We start from the raw sequence: 19304 nt of genomic DNA on the forward strand, positions 1-19304 counted from the left end.
TCTAACGCTCACATTCGGCGTCCTGCCTCAGGTTCGCTAGCCTGACTTCCTGTCAGGCTTACGAGAATTTTATATTGGCAAAAAAGAATTTCTAAATGGAATTTCAATTGTTTCTGCTCTTCTTATTTGGAGTCACTTCCCCAGGAATTTCATCTTATTGTCATTTACAATAAGATGTATCTAAGAAGGTGCAAATAGAACAAAGAAAAAGGGATAATTTATTAAATTATCCCTTTTTCTTCGCTTATATTGTTTTCCTCATAGATTTTCTCAGGTATCCATTTGGTTAATATTAATCCGTATATAATCCAATTTACTGGATTTGTAAAATAACCTCCATAGATCTGATATAAGAAGCTAAAGATCAGAAGGTTTGCTAGTAGCATATTTTTTTTGTGGAGTACATTTATTAATAAAAGTATTATTAATAAAACAAGATATGCTACTCCAAACAAGCCGCCTTCTGCAATGAAGTATGGGAAAGATGCTGCTACCACAGCTGTCATGCCCGTTGATGCGAAAATTTTCCTTGTATTATCTGTATTCAGATTGCCCAGTCCAACTCCAAGACCACCGGTATTAGTTATTGCTGTACTAGTAAATTCTTGAGTAACATTTACTCTATAACTATTGGAAGAATCACTTCCATTTAGCGTATCAACAGTTCTCATATACATTGATGATTTAGTCACAATAGATACTACTATTATTGTAGTGAAGATTATAGCTAATCCATATCCAACTAAAATATTTTTATAGTTCAGCTTTGCTATTATAATTATAAATGATACAAATAGTATGGTGCCTAGTAATATTACTGAAGCCCCGTAAGCTCTAGATAGCACTAATAAAATTAAGCAATTCACGGTATAAACTATGTATTTTCGATTTACCTTCTTATCTTTTTCCCCAATAATTAAATACATTAATATAATAATTATAAAGGATAAATGAAAGCCCAGTTCGCTAGGTTCTATATAAAATAAATTTAGTCTTGTAAGGCTATATTTATTTATAGTATCATGAAGTCTCCAAAAATATTCGTTACTAGAAAATATCAAAGCCATGGGTGTAAATATTATGTATATCCTACAAACATAATCAATAAATTTTTTAATTTTAAAATCATGAACTTTCCTACCTACCAAAATCATTAGAGAAATACATATAGTTATTTTAGAAACATTAACCATAAGCTTTTGAATATCCAAATTAACCATAATCATCTTTTGAAGGATACCATAAATCGCAATAGGTAGTGCAGCTATTATTAAAAGTGAAATGTCTTTTTTTCTTTTAAATATAACAAAAATAATCCCGAATATACCTAGCGCATAAAAATAATCTAAATTGCCAGTTAAAGTTTTCGGCGCAAAGGGTAAATTGGCAGCCATCTGATGAAAACAATACAATAATGCCATTAACATTTCCATTTAACTATTTCTCCATTTCTTTAGTATTTCATTAAAAACTTAAACTACCTGGTTAAATCAGTATACAATTTCATTATATCCTCAGCATGGTTTTTCATTGTATAAATGCTTTTTAACCCGATTATATTTCCATTAATATAAGATAATTTTTCTCTGCACTCTATTATAGTTTGTAGGTTATTATACAATTCATCTTCTGAGGCTTTGATTATGATACCAGTAACTTCTGGAATTATCATATCTTTAAACCCTACAAGATCAGTCATAATCACAGGTACCCCATAAGAAAATGCCTCTAGGGCTATATACCCAAATGTTTCATACCAAATACTAGGTACTATAAGCACATCTGTATTCTTAAATATATTCTCTAACTCAGAATAATTATAAGTACCCTTTATATTTACTTTTCCCATATATTTATTTGTATCTATATTTACATTTCTTCCGTAAATGTTTAAAGTCCAATTGTTAACATTGTTTTTCATTAACTTTTCAAGCACCTTCAATAGAAAAAATAAACCTTTGTATTTCTCTATTGATCCGATATATGTTATTTTTAACGGTTCATTGTCATTACTATTTTTTTCTATTCTATTATCCTCTATATTTGAATGAGAAATATTAATAATTGTGCTATTTACATTGTCAATATATTTCTCATATGCATTTTTTGCAACTGTGCTATTATAATGAATATAATCTATATTATTAAGTATATTTATAAAGTACTTTCTTAAGTTAACATAGTCCTTGGCACCGGTGTTATTATTGTTTTTTGCTTTTACCGGTTGGTATTCCATTATACTATTGTTTCTTTTAATAATTATTTTCTGCTTATAATTTCTTAATTTTTTTACAATCAAACTATTCTTTAGTTTTCTATAAGTCCTTGACTGCATTAAAAACACTAGTGATTTACTGTAGCCATTTCTATTGCAATCTATACAGTTTTTCCCATTGTCATAATCTTTGCATATTGACCCTTGTAAATTAATAAGATTAACTTTAGGACATATTCCAAAATAATCATGAGATGTGAATATGGTTTTTATATTTAACTGTTTTGCAGCTGCGATGAATTCTTTATTAAGTCCCATCAATGTGTGAATATGTATGATTTCTACCTTTAAGTCTTTTAAAAAATCAATATAAATATTCAGATCTACATCTTTCAAATATGCTTTTGGATTTGGTATTCCACTTAATAAGGGGATAGAAAGCGGATTTAATATTTCGAATACCTTAATACTATTAAAGGGTTTATCCTTATTAATCCTTAATTTCCTATTAAGCGAATAATGTCCTGGATATAATAATGAAACTTCATTTCCATTTTCAACTTGGCTTACCATAAGGTCTACAGAATATTTAGTTAATCCTCCTGTTCTAAGAGGGGGAAGTCCTAGGGAATAATGCAATATTTTAATAAGGCTGCGCCTCCTTTATTTATAAGAATAGCTCTTCATAATCATTAACAATCTTGTCCCAAGAATAAAATTGTTTGATAATATTTTTAGCTTCTCTAGACATTATTTCTATCTCGTTTTCTTTTAATTGTTCAGCTTTATTTATTGTGGAAGCTAAGTCACCATCTTTTTTACTAAAATACAGTGCTCCCTCTTTCCCAACTTCCTTATTAAAGTTAACACCTAAAAGCAAATTAATATCAGTACTTGATAGAGCTTCTAGTAGTGAAGGATTTGTTCCTCCTACTTCATGTCCATGGAGATATGCAAATGCCTCTTCTCGTATTTTCTTTAAAAGTTCATTATCATATACAGTTCCTACAAATTTTACTCTTTTATCACTAGTAAAATTGGTGGCCTTTAGTAATCTATCATAAAATTTGTTTTTTTCTAAATTCGTAATTATAACCAGATCTTTTTGGACATCAGACTTCATAAATTCTCTTATCATAGTCTCATAATTATTCTCAGGTACAAACCTTCCAACTATTAAGTAGTATGATTTTCTTTTTACTGAAAACTTATTAAACCAGTCTGTTATTACTGCGTCATTTGACCCTAAATTAGATCTTCCAATTTCCGCTCCATAAGCTATAAATGTAGTTTTAGGATTATAAACCTTGTACTCGGATTTTATATAATCCTCTATACCTCTTGAATCACATATTTGCAGATCTGCATGTTTAACCATTAATTTTTCAGAGAATTTCCAATAAGCTCTTATTGGTGCAATCCATTTACTTCTTTTCCATTCATGTCCATCAGGATTTACATAAAGTTTTATTCCTAAATCTTTTAGTTTTTTCTTGTAAAAGCATAAGAATGGTCCAATACGACAAGCAAGAATAAGAATAATTGCATTAGATAAATTGTTATCCTCAATATACTTTATAGATTTGCTTAAAGCCTGCAAATCATAGAGCACGGCTTTAGCGCTACCTATTTCTTTTACATGTACATTAAAGCATCTTGCCTTATTATAATAAAACTCTTCATTGCGCACATTTAGACAAGCTACATGATACTTTATGCTATCATTTTTTTTATAAAGGGTTAACTTATCTACAAAAGTTTCGAACCCACCATAATTTGCAGGTATTCCTTTTGAACCTATAATAAATATATTTGACATTTGTATACACCTCTATTTCTCTTTTGTAAAATTATTATTAAATTGTTTTATTTAAAAATACGCCTATAATACTGGCATTTGCTTTTTCCAAAATTTCTTTACCTTTTATAGCAGTTTTTCTTTCTGTCCCACCATACTTAACCACAAGTACACAACCATCTGCATTTTTTGCTATAGCCTTAGCATCAGCACTTTCAGTAAGTGGTGAAGAATCAATAATAATATAATCAAAATCTTTTTTTAAAGACCCGGTAAATTCATTGAATTTTTCTGATACAAAAAGTTCCGCATAGTTTAATGCATTTGCGCCAGAAGTTATTATAGATAAATTCTTTTGTTTTGTAGTATTAATTACTGCTTCAAGCACAATATCTCCTGATAGAAAATTCACTAGGCCTTTATCATCATTTTTTAAATTAAACATATTATGTATATTAGAATTTCTTTGGTCACAATCAACAAGTATAGTTTTTTTACCACTTTGAGCCAGTACTAAAGAAAGATATGCAGCTGTAGTGGACCTACCAGCCTTTTGTTCTGCACTGCATATCATAATAACCTTGCTTTCACTTCCCGTACACAGAAACTGAATATTTGCTTTTAATTCGTGAAACGCTTTAGCATTAATTGAATCCAATTCGTGATTTTCTGCAATATTTATTTTTCTCATTAAATACCTCTCCTTTCTTAAATGTAGTTATATATCCGTCGCCTTTCTTTTAGGCAAATTTCCAATAACATCAAGTCCCAAATATCTCTCTACATCTTCTTTTGTCCTTATTTTTTCATCAAAATAACCTATGAAGGTCACAACAAATATTGAAATAAAAAGTCCAAGTAAAAATGCCAATATAACATTAAGAATTTTAAATTTACTGTTTACAATACCATTCTGAGCTGAATTTTCCATTACTTTTAGGGTCTGTGTAGGATATATTCTCTTTACTTCTTTTGTAAAAGAATTATAAACTGCACTGGCTATAACCACGGACTCCTTTTGCGACTTTCCACTAGCTGTAATTGTTAAAATTGGAGCAGAATCTGCTACACTAACTTCATAACTTTCTTGAATTTTTGCAAGAGATACAGAGCCTTTTAATGCTACGCTAGCATTTTTTGCAATAGTGGAAGATCTTGCAATTTCCTCAAATGTACCCATTAAACCTTTAGCATTACTTATATCTTCCTTTTGGCCTATTATAAGGCTTGTTTTTGTTTGATAAATTGGTTTAGAGCTTTTCATTGAATAAATACTAATTGCGGTTGCTGTTAATGTTAATAACAATGTTAGAAGTAGTATAATCCATTTCCCTCTTTTTATAACATTTATAAACTCTTTATAACCTACAGTAGTTTCATAGTTCATTTTAAATACCTCCATGGTAATTGTTCTCATTATAATAATGAGAATGTTAAATTTTACTTTTGCTGATTTATTAACTTCCTTTTAACCTTAGACAGTATTACTCTAGTTTTGCCATAAACTCTTTTTCTAAAGCTATCTTTTGTATATTTATGTATTAGTTTATTTATATCACCAGAAGATGAATTGAATTTTTCAAAAAATTTATCTCTATTAGTATTTAGTGGTACAGATTTTGTAGCAGATGGATTATATTTTATAGCCTCATCAAGATCTACTTTCACTGCTATCATTTTATGCTGTAATTTTTGGAATACCTTTTTCCCTTTAGTAGAATTAACTAAAATAAGTGATGTGCCTTTATCGTCATTAAGTTTTGGCAAAATATTTTCGATGCCCCAAAAGTCAGCAATAGTTATATCACTTTGTCTATTTACTGTTTTAAACCTGCAATCATAACAGGAAGGCCTAAGATATAGATTCTGCAAAAAACCTCGCATGTATATATCTTGTGTAAATTCCTTCTTATACTCACTATTGTTATTAAATGACACCGCCACCGAGTACCTTGCCCATCCGGAATCTTTATTCCGAAAAACTATTTTCCGTGTTTTCGCACCAAACCTTTTTTCAAGCCCCGTTTTATACTTTTTAAACACTTTAGGTGATGGCACTCCATGACAAACTATATCAATACATAATAGGTTGTCATACTTTTTCCCTAAATATGAATATATCCCGCCTATTTGGCAAGGGGTTCCTGAAAACAATACTTGAACATCTTTTTCAAGAAATTCTTTTGCTCTTTTATAAGTTTCACCGATTTTACTTTGTTCATACTTAGATCCACGAAACTTAGATAAACCTTCAACCGTATTTGTGTAACTATGTACAAGCTTAAGATCCTCATCATACCCAGCACCAAAAACAACTCCGCCATTTTTGATTGTATTTTCTGATAAAATTGTAAATACCCCACCTGATGTGCTTTGTAATCTTATACCTTCATTTTTATTTATACAGGCATAAGCAATAGGTGTACTATCTGTATTAATTTTATTAATAATAGGACACACTCTCTCACATAAACCACAGTCTATACATTTGGGTACATCAACTTGCGGATATAAAAAGCCTTCATTATCCTCTTTCATTTCTATGCACTGCTTTGGACATGCATTTAGGCAGGAACTACAGCCACAGCAATTTCGTTTTTCATCTATTTTAATCATGTTTAATAAACACACCCCTAGCTTATCCTATATAAAATTCTCTAAACTATTCAACCTTGGTTCCTAATCTTCTAAATATCTTTACAACAGGTTTCTTAAATAAATCTTTTTCATACCCATTCATTCCCATAAACCACATCAGTGGAATATATATTACAGTAAATATAAGTCCCCTTTTTACTATAGACCCATATCCACTACCGTAAATAAACTGATTTATGTAAATTCCACATCCAAAAGCAATAACAACTGGTATAGTCATAAAAAATATTTCTTTCCAAAATCTTGGAATATCTATATGTATCTTTTTGTGATAATAAATGTTAATAGCAATAATATTTCCTAAAATTAAACCAATAGATGTTCCAATAGCACATCCTATTCCACCATATTTTCTACCCAGTGGTATACTTATGGCAATATTAATGCCTGCCACTAAAATATAAATAATAGAACGAAACTTCTGCCTGTTTTTTGCCTGTAATATGGTAATCCCTAAATTTTGTATTAGAGGCACTGTGACTGGAATAATTAATATAGCTGCAATATAAAATGCACTACTGTAATCTTTTCCTGCCCAGGTATTTATAAAATCCTGTCCTACAAGCAAAAAACCACCTAAAATATATGCCATAATGACATATTGAATTCTTCCTATTTTAATAAAGGTATCTGAAAATTCTTTATCGCATGCGTCTTTTGCAACCATAGCAGTTAGCCTTGGTAAAAAAACACCTGAAATTGCAGTTGAAAAAGACAAATAGTAGGTGTTGATTTGTGATGCAACAGAATAAATTGCAACTGCAACAGTACCAGATACAGCTCCTAAAATAAATTGATCAGCACTCCAATTTATCTTATCAACAATCATCCCTAAAAATATATAAGATGAATAGCCAACTATTTCTTTTAATATACTAAAGTCAAATTTCCTAAAATACATCTTAATCTTTAACTTAGCTAAACAAAACCACATATTTATTAGTAAACATATAATATTTAAAATAGTAGTAATTATTACCATCCCTATTGCTCTATAACCTAACATTAATAATGGCAACATGATGCATGGGTTAATAATAATTCTAAGGATATTTATAACCTTAGAAAAAACAAATTCCTCATAAGCATTCATAATTGAACTAAATATACCAAGCGGGAATGATATTGATAAGTTGAATACAAGTAATAGGGTTAATGTTTTTGCTATTTTAATTTCAGCAAGTGTCATCTTAGCTGAAAATATATTTTCTATATTTAAATACAAAATGAACCCAGCTATTGCTGTTATTATGCCTATCAAAGTATATAAAATCAAAAACATACCGTTTAGATTGTATTCATTTTCCTTTTGATCTAGTGCCCTGTATTTTGCAGTATATCTTATAATTGCATTACCAAATCCAAAGTCAAGGATAGTAAGGTATCCAACAACTGACGCGGTAAGCGAATATAATCCAAATTGTGACTGACCCATCATACGTAGCATAAATGGAGTATAAGCCAAACTTATAATGCTACTTAAAAAAAGTGAAACATATGACAAAATTGCTCCTGCCTTAAGTTGATTTTTTCCCAAAATAAATTCTCCTTGTCTTTAGTAATAGCATAAATTATTACGTTTATTACTAGCCTATTTTTTATTTGATTTCCTTATATCATTAACCAATTCCTGGAGTTCTCTCTCTACAATGTCGCTAGTTTCCGTTACCTTAATATCTATCTTTTTAACTAAACTATCATAGTTTTTTAAAACAAATTTAACCTTCTCACTTACTAGTTTACTTATTTCATCACATTCCCACAGTTTTTCATCTGCTGATTCAATTACTAATTCATTCATATCTAATCCATCACCAATTACGCCTGAATACTTAACGCTATAGGATAATGAAATAGCAGGTTTTCTCATATAAAAAGTTGATACACCAGAATGCATTCTTCCTGTTATAGTAAATAATCCATTTCCAAGTATTTCTCTAGCTTCTGATGGCAACATTGCCTCTGTTATGGGAATAATTTTCCCTAATATTTTTTTATCTAATTTTTCCATTATTTTATTTATTGCTCGTCTGTCATCATTATCTGATTCTAAAACGTTAGGTTCGCAGACATGCATAAGTAAAACTATTTTTTGGAATTTATCACTTTTCCATAATTCATTAATAATATTTACCCAGTTTCTAATATAATCATCAAAATTGTTTGTATAGCTTTCAACAAGTCCTGAAGGCACTAAGGTTATATATTTATTTTCTTCAAGGTTGTATTCTCCTACTTTGTTATCATATTGATATTGCATTGGCAATTCAATAAAGGCTAAATCTCTTCCAGATTTTGCATTTTCAAAGTTTAAACTTTTTAAATATTCTAGATTTTTATCATCTCTTGTATGAATTTTAGTTTCACTTAAACAGTGCCTAGCTAGTTCCCCTCTATTACCTGTAAAAGGTCCCATTGTATGCCCTATTAAATATATATTCTTACGCTGACTTTCCTCTTTTAATTTATGTAATTCACTTTCTAATCGGTCTATTCCATAGTACTCTGATATGTCATCTCCACCGATAATTATTATATTTTCTATGTTTTCAATAAGTTTATTTAACTTTCTACGTCTAATTTTATTTATACATTTTTTTAATAAATTATCAGTAGCATCTATTTTAGACCTTTTTATGGTTGCCTGCCCTACTTCACTTTTTAATCTTTGTAAATCTATATCAGAGTTAACATCCACATAAAATATAACATTATCATAGTTCTGATTTATTTTATTAATTAATGTTATTGCCATCATGCAGCTTCCGTAATTAAAGGTATTCCATATATGTTTTATATAAATTTTCATATAATCTACTCCTAGTTATTGATTTTTAATTTCTTTTTTTAGTCTCTTATATTATTTTGTATTAATTTAATTTTTACCAAAAATAATACTAATACAACATTTTTCGATTTCATATACTTAACAATTAATCTGCTAAGTTTTCCAATAACATTACAATTATCTAAATATTCTATAACACCTTCATCATTTAATACTTTAGATGCTTTTTCACATTTATCTTTTAAACTTAAATGATTTTTAGCATTAACCACTCCATATAAATATTCAATTATGCAATAAATAAAATGATTTGCCTGATATTCTATTGCCTTATCATCATATTTACCCCACTTTTCCAGCTTATTTATAAGGGTCATATTTTCTTCTAAAATAACATTTAAATAATTTTCCGAATACTTTAACCATACTGGATTCGCCTTCTCAATTCTATATTCGTAAAAAGCAGAATCTAAGACTATACATTTATCTATATGTTCATAATAGTTAGCATTAAATACTGTGTCTTCTCCACGTTTATAATTCTCAAATTTCAAATCATATTTCTTTATGATTTCTGATTTGTAAATCTTATTCCATAGAGTATCTCCAATTTCTTCTTTTCTTAATAAAATAAAATTACTTAAAATCTCATCTTTTGTCTCAAAAAAATGTTTTCTTGGCAATACTTTTGTTCTCCTTAAAATATTTCCACTTTCGTCCACAGTAACATTAGTTTGCCCCGATATAACTAAATCAACCTGGTGATCCTCAATACACTTATACATTTCCTGAAGTAGATTATCTTGGTACCAATCATCACAATCAAAAAATATAATGTATTTACCTTCCGAAACATCTATTCCTATATTTCTTGCAGCCCAAGTCCCTCCATTTTCTTTACTAATTAATCTTATTCTACTGTCTTTTTTTGCATATTCATTACACATTTCCACACTATTATCAGTAGATCCATCATTTATTATTATTAATTCGAAGTTTTTAAATGTTTGATTTAAAATCATATCTATACAATTGTTAATATATTTTGATCCATTATAAATGGGAACTATAATACTTATCTGAGGCATAATAACACTCCTTAATCATCAGCTACTTGTCATCCACGTAGCTGCTTATCGCCTAGGGCGCTGTAATATTAGTTAAATCATCTATTTTATTATTTATTTAAATATCGAAGCTTGTATACTATGCGAAATATAAAACCATAAGTTCTTGTCTTTATAAGAATCGCATTAACTTTATATTTAAGTGATAGCTTACTATTACCTATTATTTCAGAAATTTTTAAAGCTCTGACCTCTTTTTTAATTATTTTTTTAAAATCTAAATAATTGTTTTTTTCTCCCGTTTCGCAATACTCAGTCCAATATTTGCTATGTATTACCCATAGAGTTTTTATCATATACACTCTATAATAATGAATTAATTTTTCATAAAGCAATGGATCCGCTGTTATATAATCTCTCATGATATAGCAGCCTGCTATCATATCTTCCATTGACTTTATTGAAAATACTTTTGTAAGTGATGCTTCTCTTTGTCTGTAATAATATAATGGTTCACTCATTAAAAAGATTTTCTTGGAACAAGCAAGTGTTAAAAATAGTGCAGGAGTATCTTCACATACTATAAAATCAGGAAACAAAATTTTATTTTCTGTAAAAAGTTCTCTTTTATGTAGCTTATTCCATGCATAAGCTTTGATATCATTTAATAAAAACTTCCTAAGAGCCTCAATTTTATCTATATAGCCCTCTTTATCCATCCCTTCTATCTTTTGATCCGGTTTTTCCTTATTGGTTTCGCTATACAATATGTAATTGCAAATAACTATATCTGCACTCTCTCTTTTAGCAGCGTTGTACATTTTTTGGAACATATTTAATTCAATAAAATCATCTGAATCAACAAATGCTATGTATTCTCCAGTTGCTGCACTGAGCCCTGCATTTCGAGTCTCACTAATTCCACTATTTTTCTGATTTATAATAATTAATTCAGGGAATCTTATTTTATATTCTTTCAATATTTCAGAACAATTATCCGTAGATCCATCATTTACTATAATAATTTCTCTATTATTAATAGTTTGCTTTATAACGCTATCTAAACACCTTGGCAAGTATTCTTGTACATTATAAACAGGTATTATAATACTGACATCCACTCTATTCAACGGAATACCCCCTTAATTACTAATTAGTTTTTATATGAAAAGTCTTCTTGAGTTTATGAAAAGTAATATCCTTTAATAAAACTCGTAAATATTTTGAACTTATATAGCTTTTAAGGATTAGATAACTTCTATAAGCTTCATTTTTTTTCTTATATTCTTTTGATTTAGTAAGTCCTTCTAAGGCTAAACTATATTTACTTTCTTCATTAGCATCAATTTTAATATTCTTTAAACATTCTACTGATTGACTTTCAAATTGAAATTTCAGCCTATCTTTATACATCTTAACAACCTGTTTAGAGTATAAAAGCTGTTGCAATGAATTACTTTTGGAAATTCCACTGCTTCTAATTCTATATTTAACTAAGAACTCATTAGTATTTGCAAGTTTAAATCCACTAGTTATAAGTCTTAATAAAAAGTCATAATCTTCTGCGCAGGTAATTTCTCTGTATCCGTGAAGCTTATCTGCACATTGTTTTTTAAAAAACCAGGTTGGATGATTAATGAAATCTACATTTACTAAACAACTTTTTATTAATTTCATATCCTCTGGCATTATTGCATCTTTGTATAGTTCATTGCCGTCTTCATCAATATTAATACATCTGGCGCCCATGAAATCTATATCTGGATGACTATTAAAATAATTTATTTGTTTTTCAAATCTATTAGGCAATGATATATCATCTGCATCCATTCTTGCTATAAAATCACCTTTTGCATGACTTAATGCAAAATTCAAACTTTTAACTAAGCCAATATTTTTCTCATTTTTAAAATATCTTATCCTTGCATCGCATTTGCAATAATTTTCAATTAATATATCTAATTCACTGTTATTGGGATTATCTAAAATAATAATAAACTCTAAATTTTTATAGCTTTGAGTTAGTATGGATTCTATTGATTCTATTAACCAATTTTCTTTTTCGTTGTATACACTCATAATTACAGACACCAACATTTTTTTATTGCTATTCATGGAAACACCTCGTTAAACCTTCGATTTATTTGTGAAGTTTGAGTAATTTCACTTATAGAAGTGAGTGACTTTCCTTCTGAAATGCTGAAAACATTTGCGCCTTCTTATCTTTCTCAGAAAGTAGCACTTCTTCTATATCTTTAAGTGGCCATTCTACCCCTATATCCGAATCATTCCAGGCAATTGAGCCCTCAAATTCAGGATGATATAAATTAGTACATTTATATACAAACTCTGCCTGCTCTGATGTTACAAGGAACCCATGAGCAAAGCCTTCTGGTACATAAAACTGTCTTTTATTCTCAGCGCTAAGCATTACTCCAAACCATTTACCATAAGTCTCAGATCCACTTCTCAAATCCACAGCTACATCAAATACTTCACCACTTAAAACTCTAACAAGTTTTCCTTGAGAAAACTCTTTTTGAAAGTGTAATCCCCTAAGTACCCCTTTTTTGGATTTAGACTGGTTATCTTGAACAAACACCATATCTAGCCCTGCTCCTTTAAATTCATCAAAGTTATAAGTTTCCATAAAATATCCTCTGTTGTCTCCAAAAACTGTAGGCTCTATTATATATAAATCTTTTATTGTAGTTTCAATAAACTTAAATTTTCCCATTATAACGTTTTTACTCCTTCATACATCTTTTTATAGTATTTTTGATATTCTCCTGAGGTAACATTTCCCATCCATTTATCATTATCCAAATACCACTGAATTGTACTTTTTATACCTACTTCAAAAGTTGTTTCTGGATACCATCCCAGTTCATCCACTATCTTTGCTGGATCTATTGCGTATCTTCTATCGTGACCTTTTCTATCTTCAACATGCATAATTAAATCTTTTGTTATTTCCTTGTCTACATTCTCATTTAAATAAGAAATAATACCCTCAACTATTTCAATATTCGCTTTCTCATTATGTCCACCGATATTATAAACTTCTCCGGTGCGACCATCTCTTAATACCATATCAATAGCTTTGCAATGGTCGACCACATATAACCAGTCGCGAATATTTAAACCATCTCCGTATACAGGTAAATCCTCATGCTTTAAACAATTGTTTATTAAAAGAGGTATAAGCTTTTCTGGAAACTGATATGGGCCGTAATTATTTGAACATCTAGTTATGTTCATTGGCATCTTGAATGTATCAAAGTATGCCTTCACCATTAAGTCACTGCCAGCTTTTGACGCTGAGTAGGGACTATGTGAATCAATAGGTGTTGTTTCTACAAAATAACCTGTGGCGCCTAGCGATCCATATACCTCGTCTGTTGAAACCTGAAGGAATTTCACACCTTCCTTGAAACCACTTTCACTCTCCCAAGAATTTTTAGCACAGTTTAAAAGATTTACTGTTCCAAGTACATTTGTTTGAGCAAATATCTCTGGGTCCACTATGCTTCTATCCACATGTGATTCTGCTGCAAAGTTTACAACATAGTCAATATTGTATTCATTGAACAACTTTCCTACTAATTCACTATCACAAATGTCTCCCTGGATAAAAATATAATTCGGATTATTTTCAATTCCTTTAAGGTTTTCCAAATTTCCTGCATAAGTTAAATTGTCCAAATTTACTATTCTAACATCTGAATATTTCTTTAGAATATAGTGAACAAAGTTTGCTCCTATAAACCCTGCTCCTCCTGTTACTAAATAAGTTTTCATTTTATCCCTCCAAACTTTATAACTTCTAATTTTATAATTTATAATTTTATAATCCGGAACAAGCAGCTACTTCTTTTAATGCTTCTTTATTTGCTTTCTTATATTCCATAGCAATATCCATTAAATAAGTTCCATAACCAGTTTTTAAAAGTGGTTGTGCCAGGGTTTTTAGTTCTTGCATAGTTATCCACCCATTTCTATAAGAAATTTCTTCAAGACAGGCTATATATGTACCTTGAGTATTCTGCACTGCTTCTACAAAATTTGAAGCCTTGAGCATTGACGCATGAGTTCCTGTGTCGAGCCAAGCAAGTCCTCTTCCAAGCAAATTCACCTTAAGCTTTCGCTCCATCATGTAAATTCTATTTAAATCCGTAATTTCAAGTTCTCCTCGCTCCGAGGGTTTTAATTTTTTAACCTTTTCTACAACAGTGTTGTCATAAAAATAGAGTCCTGGAATAGCATATTCCGACTTTGGATTTTCAGGTTTTTCTTCTAGTGAAAGTACATTTCCCTCTTTATCAAACTCAACAACTCCAAAGGAATTCGGATTTTTAACATGGTATCCAAAGATCACAGCACCATCTTCCAGCTTCGCCGCCCTGCTAAGACTTTGCGTAAAACTTTGTCCCCAGAATAAATTATCTCCAAGTATCATAGCTACCTTATCATCACCAATGAATTTTTCGCCGATTATGAAGGCTTCAGCTAATCCATTTGGTTGTTCTTGAACTGCATATTCTATTTTGAGTCCTAGTTCACTGCCATCTTCAAATAACTCCTTAAATCCTGGCAAATCTCTTGGTGTTGAAATTATTAATATTTCTCTTATCCCAGCTAACATTAAAACGGACATAGGATAATAAACCATTGGTTTGTCATATATTGGCACCATTTGTTTTGATACTGCTCGTGTAACTGGATAGAGCCTAGTTCCTGTTCCTCCAGCTAATATAATACCTTTCATAACTATATTCCCTCCCTCTATTGATCTTTCAAACTAAAAAGTTCTCGCTTTTCAAAAGAACTCTCCGCTTTAAATCAGATCCAATACTAACTTGCCTTCTCATCCCCAAACAGCACTCCCACTGTCCTGAAAATAAGTCCTATATCTACCAGTGTATTTCTATCTATTAAATACTCAACATCCATTTCCATCCATTCTTCAAATGGAATATCATTTCTTCCTCTTACCTGCCAATAACAAGTTAAGCCTGGTTTTGCAATTAATCTTTGTCTTTGAAAAGATGTAAATTGCACTACTTCTTTAGGCAGACTTGGCCTTGGACCAACTAAGGACATGTGTCCTCTTAATATGTTAAAAAGTTGTGGGAGTTCATCTATACTTGTCTTCCGTACGAACTTACCAACCTTAGTTATTCTAGGATCATCTTTTATCTTAAACATAGGTCCTGACATCTCATTTTCACTTTGAAGATTTTTTAAAAGACATTCCGCATCCGAACACATAGACCTAAATTTATACATTTTAAATTGTGTGCCATCTTTCCCAACTCTACTCTGAGCAAAAAAAACAGGTCCCTTTGAATCGAGCTTTATCCAAATTCCAACAACAATCATCACTGGACTTATTAATATAATTCCGCATAAAGCACCTATAATATCAATTATTCTTTTGATTATAAAATATCCTAGGTTTTTCTTATATTCACAAGCAGTGGACTCCTGTTTAACGCTTGAATTTCTTTGTGATTGTTGCATCTGTATTTCCTCCTTTTTAGGAATATGCAAATAAGTGATAAATCATCTTAAGCTAATTGCAATACCTCTGGCTATTTAATTATGTATTAGAATTCATATTACTTAACTTTTCGTCACTAGAAACTGCTGCTTCTTATTACTTCTTCATATAGACTCCTAAAGTTCTCATTATATTTTAAAGTCTGAAGATACTCCATGAATGGGCCTTTTAAATCATCTCTTTTTAAAGCAAATTCAACTGTGGCCTCAAGGAATCCTAATTTATCACCTACGTCATACCTTCTTCCTTCGAATATATATGCATACATATCTTGCTGTACTATTAATGTCTTTAGTGCATCAGTTAACTGAATTTCTCCGCCTTTACCAGGCTTCGTATTATCTAATATATCAAATATCTCCGGAGTTATTATGTATCTACCAAGTATAGCTACATTTGATGGTGCAACGTCTACTTGTGGTTTTTCAACAAGGTCATTTACTTTGTATAGCCTATCACTAATTTGAATTCCGTCAACTATTCCATATTTATTTACATTTTCAGCATCTACTTCTTGAACCCCTAAGATTGTTGTATTATTCTCTTCAAAACAATCCATAAGTTGCTTTAAGCATGGGGTACCCGCATCAACTATATCATCACCTAACATAACAGCAAAAGGCTCATTACCTACAAAGGCTCTTGCGCAATTAATAGCATGTCCTAGTCCTTTAGGTTCCTTTTGTCTTATAAAGTGTATATTCACCATGTTTGATATATCTCTAACCTGTTTAAGAAGGTCATCTTTATGTTTATTTTCTAGTTCTAACTCTAGTTCTACTGATTTATCAAAGTGATCTTCAATAGACTTTTTATTTCTTCCTGTAATAATTAATATTTCTTCAATACCAGCCGCAACCGCTTCCTCTATAATGTATTGCATTGTAGGCTTATCAACTATAGGTAACATTTCTTTAGGTAATGCCTTTGTGGCAGGTAAAAACCTTGTTCCAAGTCCTGCTGCTGGTATAATAGCTTTTCTAACTCTCATATAAATTTTCTCCTCTTTTTCTCTGTAATTTTTTTTAAAACATACTTATAATTCTTCTTTTTATAAATCTAAGCACTTTCTAAGTGACCCCTATGAATATTTCATTTTTATACATTTATCGACTCAATATGATATTTTGCTCTGTTTTTATAATAATTTTTGGTAATTATTTTATATTTTTATATTTGGTTAAATAAAATCGTTAAACAGAACATTACTTTTACCATATGGTAGAGTATATCATAATATTACAAAATGTGTGTTAAGTTTTTATTAAGTTTATATATTTTGTAACTTTTACGACATAAACTATGTGTTTTCTTCTATTTTTGCTATGATTTTCTATTTTACTTTAATATGAATCAATTTTATTTCATAAATATTACTAAATCTAACTGCACGAAAAAAAATCAGAAGTTTTTAAGTTCTGGTTCGCTTTTGAGGTGCATGATGCTAAATAGCCTGCGAAATAACATTATATTTCGCAGGCTATCACTTTTATAAGATTAATAGAACAATGAGAACATTATATAAATAGGTAATTAGTGGTATACTAAAAAATGATTTACAATTTTAAAATAGTGAGGTGGTCATATATGGAATTTAATATTATTGCTATGTCATTAATGATAGTATTAATTCTTACTAATTACATCGTTATTAAAAAGCCTCAAAAGTATTTAATCATTCCATTTATTATATATGCAATGTTAGTTAATACCCCTTTAATTAACAACATAAATAAAAATTTAGAGATAACCTTGGTGATAATATACATTATGGCCTCTCTGATTACGATAATTCATTGTTCAAAAATGGAGAAGAAATAGGTACTCAATATTTTTAGGTGAAATAATTGTGAGTGTTAGAGAATTTTATATTCGCAAAACAATAGAATTTGTTAATGGAATTTCACGTTTCGAGCTCGTTTGCAATTAACGCAGTAGAATTTCATTCGTAATCTTTCCCTTCCCCTTCTACGTATAATAAGTATGAATTCTCGACCTAGTGACTTGCAATAAAGAAGCGAAAAAACATTGAAATTCCATTTAGAAATTCTTCTTTTGCGAATATAAAATTCTCGTAAGCCTGACAGGACGTCAGGCTAGCGAACCCGAGCCAGGAAGGCGAGTGTGAGCGCTAGAGAATTTTATATTCGCAAAAGATTAGAATTTCTTAATGGAATTTCACGTTTCGAGCCTTTATTGCAAGTCACGTAGGAGAATCTCATACTTAATACTTCTTACACTTTGGTTTTTCTTTGCCTTCTCTCTCAAATGCCAAAAGTGCATTAACCTCTCCCCCTAATAGTATTATAATAGAAGTAATATAAAGCCACAGCATAAGCACTATCACTCCTCCTATTCCACCATATACACTAGAATAGTTGTTGAAGTTATTCACATAATATGCAAAGCCTAAAGAAGACAACAACCAACCTAAAGTACTAAAGGTAGCTCCAGGCATTACTTCTTTCCATGTGAGTCTTCTACAAGGGGTAAAATGATACAACGCTGCAAATATAAATACCATTCCTAATAAAGTTACTAGGTATCTTATGATATCCCAATTCAATAAGAACTCACTAGATACATGTAATCGTGTTGCAATTAATCCCCCTATCATTTGTCCAAATACAACTAAGGCTACTGCAGCTATAATAACTACCGCAAGTCCTAGCATAAATAATACGGATATAATTAAAGTTTGAAAGTAAGGTCTTGTTTCTTTCTCATCGTAAGCTTTATTTAATCCCTTTATTATAGCTCTGAACCCGCTAGACCCAGTCCAAATTAAACCTATTATACTTAGCGATACTAAATTTCCACTTGTTTTATCAAACACCTCAATAACCGTAGTATAAATTAAATCAAAAGTGCTTTTTGGCATTATTTGGCTTAGATATACCAACACATCATTACTCTTTAAATCACTATAGCCTAGCATACTAAGCAGTAGTAATAAAAAAGGAAAAAAAGATAACAATAAATAATAAGTAACTTGAGCTGCCAAGGCAGTAATGTCATCATCAATAACCCTTGATACAAGTTTTTTTAAATCATTAAACATATAATCACCTTTCCAATCTCCATATTTTAAATCACATATGTATGTTCCGCATGTAAAATGTTCTGATAGCAGATCCCTTGTTAAGAGACTCTAATTTTATTCCATGAAAAATTTTCTAACCTAAGACCCTGTAAAACTTATTATATACTATCTT

General features: G+C 30.2%; 17 protein-coding genes. All 17 read right to left on the reverse strand.

Annotation, left to right across the window (positions count from 1 at the left end; translation table 11 throughout):
- Positions 1-221: 221 nt before the first annotated feature.
- A complete protein-coding gene (locus ACREV6_RS08625) occupies positions 222-1433 on the reverse strand; it encodes a hypothetical protein (RefSeq protein ID WP_431577600.1) in 1212 nt (403 codons plus the stop codon).
- Between the two features lie 44 nt (positions 1434-1477).
- On the reverse strand, positions 1478-2854 hold the full coding sequence (locus ACREV6_RS08630) for a glycosyltransferase (RefSeq protein WP_431577601.1): 1377 nt from the start codon (positions 2852-2854) through the stop codon (positions 1478-1480).
- Positions 2855-2882: 28 nt separating this feature from the next.
- Positions 2883-4034, reverse strand: a complete 1152-nt coding sequence (cps2T, locus tag ACREV6_RS08635; RefSeq protein WP_431577602.1) for a beta 1-4 rhamnosyltransferase Cps2T — start codon at positions 4032-4034, stop codon at positions 2883-2885.
- A gap of 37 nt (positions 4035-4071) precedes the next feature.
- Complete coding sequence (locus ACREV6_RS08640) at positions 4072-4704, reverse strand: CpsD/CapB family tyrosine-protein kinase (protein ID WP_431577603.1); 633 nt, start codon at positions 4702-4704, stop codon at positions 4072-4074.
- A 27-nt stretch (positions 4705-4731) separates the two neighbouring features.
- Positions 4732-5400: a YveK family protein gene (locus ACREV6_RS08645; RefSeq protein WP_431577604.1), complete on the reverse strand. Its 669-nt coding sequence runs from the start codon at positions 5398-5400 to the stop codon at positions 4732-4734.
- 53 nt (positions 5401-5453) lie between these two features.
- Positions 5454-6629: a Coenzyme F420 hydrogenase/dehydrogenase, beta subunit C-terminal domain gene (locus ACREV6_RS08650; RefSeq protein WP_431577605.1), complete on the reverse strand. Its 1176-nt coding sequence runs from the start codon at positions 6627-6629 to the stop codon at positions 5454-5456.
- Positions 6630-6675: 46 nt separating this feature from the next.
- The gene (locus ACREV6_RS08655) at positions 6676-8208 is read right to left on the reverse strand and encodes an oligosaccharide flippase family protein (RefSeq protein ID WP_431577606.1); all 1533 of its coding nucleotides are present in this window, start codon (positions 8206-8208) and stop codon (positions 6676-6678) included.
- Positions 8209-8262: 54 nt separating this feature from the next.
- On the reverse strand, positions 8263-9480 hold the full coding sequence (locus tag ACREV6_RS08660; RefSeq protein WP_431577607.1) for a polysaccharide pyruvyl transferase family protein: 1218 nt from the start codon (positions 9478-9480) through the stop codon (positions 8263-8265).
- Positions 9481-9518: 38 nt separating this feature from the next.
- Positions 9519-10547 (reverse strand): glycosyltransferase family 2 protein, encoded by a 1029-nt coding sequence (locus ACREV6_RS08665; protein WP_431577608.1) that lies wholly within the window; start codon positions 10545-10547, stop codon positions 9519-9521.
- A gap of 89 nt (positions 10548-10636) precedes the next feature.
- Positions 10637-11647, reverse strand: coding sequence for a glycosyltransferase family 2 protein (locus ACREV6_RS08670; RefSeq protein WP_431577637.1), 1011 nt, complete (start codon positions 11645-11647; stop codon positions 10637-10639).
- 28 nt (positions 11648-11675) lie between these two features.
- Complete coding sequence (locus ACREV6_RS08675) at positions 11676-12641, reverse strand: glycosyltransferase (RefSeq protein ID WP_431577609.1); 966 nt, start codon at positions 12639-12641, stop codon at positions 11676-11678.
- A 52-nt stretch (positions 12642-12693) separates the two neighbouring features.
- Positions 12694-13263 (reverse strand): dTDP-4-dehydrorhamnose 3,5-epimerase, encoded by a 570-nt coding sequence (gene rfbC / locus ACREV6_RS08680; RefSeq protein ID WP_431577610.1) that lies wholly within the window; start codon positions 13261-13263, stop codon positions 12694-12696.
- Entirely contained in the window at positions 13263-14327 is a 1065-nt protein-coding gene (rfbB, locus tag ACREV6_RS08685) for a dTDP-glucose 4,6-dehydratase (RefSeq protein WP_431577611.1), read from the reverse strand. The genes rfbC and rfbB overlap by 1 nt, the downstream gene beginning before the upstream one ends.
- Before the next feature lie 46 nt (positions 14328-14373).
- Positions 14374-15294, reverse strand: coding sequence for a glucose-1-phosphate thymidylyltransferase RfbA (gene rfbA / locus ACREV6_RS08690; RefSeq protein WP_431577612.1), 921 nt, complete (start codon positions 15292-15294; stop codon positions 14374-14376).
- Positions 15295-15380: 86 nt separating this feature from the next.
- Positions 15381-16049: a sugar transferase gene (locus ACREV6_RS08695; RefSeq protein ID WP_431577613.1), complete on the reverse strand. Its 669-nt coding sequence runs from the start codon at positions 16047-16049 to the stop codon at positions 15381-15383.
- 116 nt (positions 16050-16165) lie between these two features.
- The gene (galU, locus tag ACREV6_RS08700; RefSeq protein WP_431577614.1) at positions 16166-17080 is read right to left on the reverse strand and encodes a UTP--glucose-1-phosphate uridylyltransferase GalU; all 915 of its coding nucleotides are present in this window, start codon (positions 17078-17080) and stop codon (positions 16166-16168) included.
- 1233 nt (positions 17081-18313) lie between these two features.
- Positions 18314-19150, reverse strand: coding sequence for a YihY/virulence factor BrkB family protein (locus ACREV6_RS08705; RefSeq protein ID WP_431577615.1), 837 nt, complete (start codon positions 19148-19150; stop codon positions 18314-18316).
- Positions 19151-19304 lie beyond the last annotated feature (154 nt).

Origin of the sequence: Clostridium sp. (assembly GCF_050717515.1) — a bacterium.
Lineage (GTDB): Bacteria > Bacillota > Clostridia > Clostridiales > Clostridiaceae > Clostridium_AD.